The organism is Haloarcula sp. Atlit-7R, assembly GCF_003666065.1.
Lineage (GTDB): Archaea > Halobacteriota > Halobacteria > Halobacteriales > Haloarculaceae > Haloarcula > Haloarcula taiwanensis.
The window spans coordinates 1-4,365 of record NZ_QXIK01000034.1 but is presented as its reverse complement, the minus strand read 5'-3'; the positions used below and the strand labels follow the sequence as shown (position 1 = coordinate 4,365).

2 protein-coding genes and 1 pseudogene are annotated in these 4,365 nt (G+C 59.7%); all 3 read left to right on the top strand.

What is annotated here, in order from left to right; genetic code table 11:
- Positions 1–316 (top strand): annotated as a pseudogene (locus tag D3D01_RS23860) (ABC transporter permease); the annotation flags it as partial.
- Between the two features lie 109 nt (positions 317–425).
- Positions 426–2,366 carry a hypothetical protein gene (locus D3D01_RS22375; RefSeq protein ID WP_121513840.1) on the top strand — a complete coding sequence of 647 codons (1,941 nt, stop codon included), beginning with the start codon at positions 426–428 and terminating at the stop codon, positions 2,364–2,366.
- Positions 2,367–3,725: 1,359 nt separating this feature from the next.
- On the top strand, positions 3,726–4,365 hold a 640-nt coding region (locus D3D01_RS22370), incomplete at its 3' end, for a cytochrome ubiquinol oxidase subunit I (protein ID WP_147439977.1).

Genomic DNA, 4,365 nt, shown 5'->3' with positions numbered 1-4,365 from the left:
CGCGCTTCACCTGCTTTCGATCCCGTATTTGCTGATGTGTGCCGGTGTCGGCCTGCTGCTGTCTGTCCGCCTGGACCGCGCCGACATCGCCCAGCGGGGCGGGATCGGTGCGGTGTTCGGCCTGTTCTTGTTGGATACGGTAACCACCGACACCGACTTCGAATGGCTCGGGGCTCTCAGCCCGACGCGGTACTTCAGTCCTGTAGACATCCTCAGCGAGGGGACCTACGACGTGGCCGGCGCGCTGCTCCTGCTCGCGGGGGCCATCGCCTGCGTCGGCGTGAGCGTCCTCCTGTTCGAACGGCGGGACATCTGATGGCGTGACCGATGCCACCGACTGCCGATCCACCGATACCCATGAACGACCCTACCACACTTCGCGACGGCGGAATCGCCACTGAGACGGATCGATCGACGGAGGGCGGATGAGCCGACTCGCCACCGGCGCGAAGCTGCTCACCGTCGTGGTCATCTGCTCGCTGCTTGTCTCCGGCGTCGTCGTGGGGTTCGTCAGAGGGGCACCGGAGCTCTCCGCTTCGCTCGCCGACAACCGCGTCGCCGCTGGCGAGGAGGCGACGCTTGCGGTAACGCTCACCAATGCGGGTGAACTGGAGACCATGTCGACGACGAACCCGGAGTTGAATCAGCGGGTTCTCACGGCAACCGGCGTCAGCACCCAGCTTCGGGCGGGCGACGCGCCGCTCTCCGTCACCACTGGCCGGCAGAGCGTCGGAAGCATTGCCGACGGTGGCGAGCGGGTCGTCCCATTCAGTATCTCGGTCGATGAAGACGCCTCACCCGGATCGTATCGCCTCCCCCTGCGCGTGGCGTACACGCACACGTCGGAGATCGACGAGGGCGGCGGCTTCTCTCGATCGCGGACAGTCGAGAGGACGCTGTCCGTGACAGTCCGGGTCGTTGAGCAAGCCCAGTTCGCCGTCGTCGACACCGAGGCCGACGTGGGACCGGCGAGCGTCGGCACGGTCTCTGTGACCCTCGAAAACGTCGGCAGCGAAGCGGCAAACGAGACGGCCGTCTCACTGGGTTCGCTGGATCCCGATGTCCGCGTCGGGTCGTCAGGAACGTCAAGCCACTACGCCGGCGCGTGGGATCCCGGGCAACGACGGACGCTGACCTACGTGGTTGCAGCGACCGAGACAGCGACGAACGCGACGTACCCATTTCGGGTGACCACTGCGTTTGACGACGACCGCGGCGTCCGGCAGACCGATGAGTCCAGCGTCGTCGGCGTTGAGCCACGGACCGACCGCCAGTTCGTCGTCACCGACGTGGACAGCGACGTGGCGGCCGGCGGGTCGGGAACGCTCGGCGTCACGCTCCGGAACGACGGGGTGCGGACGAATGAAGCCACGCTCACCCTCCGGTCGGCTGGCTGGGCACTCGCCGTTGACGGAGGGGATGCGAGCACCCGGTTCGTCGGGGACTGGCCGTCTGAGGCCGAACGGACGTTCACCTTCGACGTGACCGCGCCGCCCAGCACGGAGGGCGGGACCTACACGCTTGACGCGGCCGTCGACTACCGGACCGACCGGGGTGCCGATGCGTCGGCCAGGCCCGCAAGCATCGGGGTGGCCGTCGCGCCCGAGCCCGACTTCGCCGTCCGAAATCCCGACGTCTCGCTGGCTGTCGGTGAGGAGGGGCAGGTGCGCGGGACGGTCGTCAACCGTGGTCCCACACCGACACGCAATGCCGTGGTCGTCATCTCTTCTCCATCGCCGAATGTCCGGTTCGCGGAGACGACGTACGCCCTCGGCGATATCGAGACGGGCGCCACGGCCGACTTCACGTTCGACGCAGCAGTCGCCCCGACGGCTGAGGCCGGTCCCCGGCCGCTCGACGTGACCGTCCGCTACGAGGGACCGAGTGGCGATGCCAGAGAGAGCGCGCCGCTCCGCGTCCGCGGTGATGTCGTGCCCCAGCCCGACCGCCTCGCGTTCGAGGCGGTGAACGCCAGCTACGGCATCGACACGAGCAACAGGCTCAGCGTCCGCGTCACGAACGTCGGCGACACGCGCCTCGAAGACGTGCGAGTCAGCCTCGCGACGGCCCCGCCGTTCACCAGCGAATCCCCCAGCGCGTTCGTCAGCGCGCTCGACCCCGGCGAGACCGCGACGTTCGGCTTCGAACTCTCGGTCTCGGAAGACGCAGTCGAGAGCACCCACGCCGTCGCGCTCAACGCGACCGCCGAGACGACCAACGGTGACATGATCCGGATGGAACCGTCGCTCGTAGCAGTAACCATCGCAGAACCGTCGGGTCCGGGCGGCGACACTGCCCTCGTCGTCGGTTTGGCCGTACTCGCGGCAGTCGTGATTGTGAGCGGGTGGTGGTGGCTCCGTCAGTAAGCACCGATCGTCTCGTTTCAGTCGGATCTATTCCGTCGACCATCGAATTTCCACGCTGGGTGGTATTGGTTTGCGCTTCGTCCGCCATCCAGAATTGAACGTCAAGAGAAATATTCTTACGAACCACCGGATGCTGATGAGAGGGTCCCTCGTCTGTCAAAATCGTCCAAGTCAAAGGTGACACACGAGCCGGCTTGAAATGCTGGCTCTTAGCACTACAACGAAATAATCATGACTTGTTAATACGCAGTCGAACCTGCTCTAATATCTCAGAAAACTTTCCGTTGTCATTACCATTTGTTATCACAACAAAATTCTAAACATCGGTTTAAGAGTATAATAGCACTACAAACAGCTATAGTAGATTTAGAAGTTATCACTCACTTTTGAAAGAGATAGCTGGTCGAGAGCGGTGTCGATTGCCGAAATCGGCCACAGGTTAGGCACAAATTCAGTCCAGTTCATGCAGAACGCCCGATATTGACAGGTGATAGTGCGTTGAGGTAACTACAGTGTCGCTCAGATCGTATGCATTGAGAGAACCAGTCTCAACTACTGCGCTCAAATTCTGACCTTTGATAAACAACACTATTATTGTCTGCATAGGTTCATGATTCCTTTTATGCATTCTGTAGCTTCGGCCACTCCTGTACTGCAGACGGCAGACGAATCATCGCAGGGTCACGCATGAGATACCACCGGCGCTATTCATGACACGGAGACGATTGAACTCGTCCATTGAGAGCGGCGGTCTCAACTTCTGTGGGGATGCCGAAGACCGCATTGTGTCGCAGTTTGTCGAGCAGGCACTCTAATCGGGGCAAGCGAAGGAAGGTAGTTTCATATGCATTGAAACGACGGGTCTCAACCCGTGCCACGTAGCAATCGTCCGGTTCTGACTCACCAGCCCGTTTCGGCGGTATCTGACTTTCGTGTCGGTGCACGCGGAATCCCAACACCCGCATTCTGGGCTTCGCTCTTGGGTAGGGGATTGTTAGTGGAGGGCTGCCTGGTGATTTTCTAAGAGTTGAACTACGCGATCAATCGATCCAGAACTGGGGGCGAAACCGGTTGAACGAGGAATCTCAGGGGACTCACCCGAGGTACGAGATCCTCACCAACAATCTACGCCACAAGAGCGTCCATGTGATTGATTTGTTCGCCATAATATCGTTATCGTCGCCTCTACACACCCAATTCCGTCTTTTTATCATTTCGCAAACTAACATTGGCATATGGATAATAATATAAATCTATAATGTAAGAAATATAGGCTTATTGATTAAAATGTTGTAGTGAATGCTCCAAAGTGGGAACCGTGGGGCTACTCATAAGCTATTGTGTCGTAGCGTAAGGTCAATGAGTCCAATCACACTACTGGGTGCCATCGTCCCAGGATTAGTGACGTTCCTCTCACCAGAACTCGCGAGCCGTATGCAGTTTGGATGGACAATTTCCGTTCACATCATCTTCGCATCTCTTTCGATCGGGCTCGCACCGTTTATTATCTACTTCACTTGGAAAGACGTGCGGACGAACGAGCGGCGGTATGCGCGATTGCGCTCGTTCTGGGTGAATGTTTTCGCCGCCGGCTTCGTGATGGGTACAGTCACCGGTATTCCGATGAGCTTCCAGTTCGGCACAAACTTCCCACAGTTCGCCGAGGTGGCTGGAGAACTGATCGGCGGCCCGCTGGCCTTCGAAGCGAAGATGGCGTTCTTCTTAGAGGCCGTCTTCCTTGGCGTGTTGCTGTACGGCCGCGACCGAGTCAAAGATCGGACCTACATTATTTCGTCGGTACTCGTCGGCTTCGGTGCCTGGCTGTCGGGGTTCTGGATCTTGATCGTCAACGCCTGGATGCAGACCCCACGGGGCTACGAGATGGTCACCCGCAACGGGATGGAAATCGCCAAACTAACCGACCCGTTCGCCGCGTTCTTCACCCCGAGAATGCCCTGGATGTACGTCCATATGATGAACGCGTCGGTGATCTCGGTCG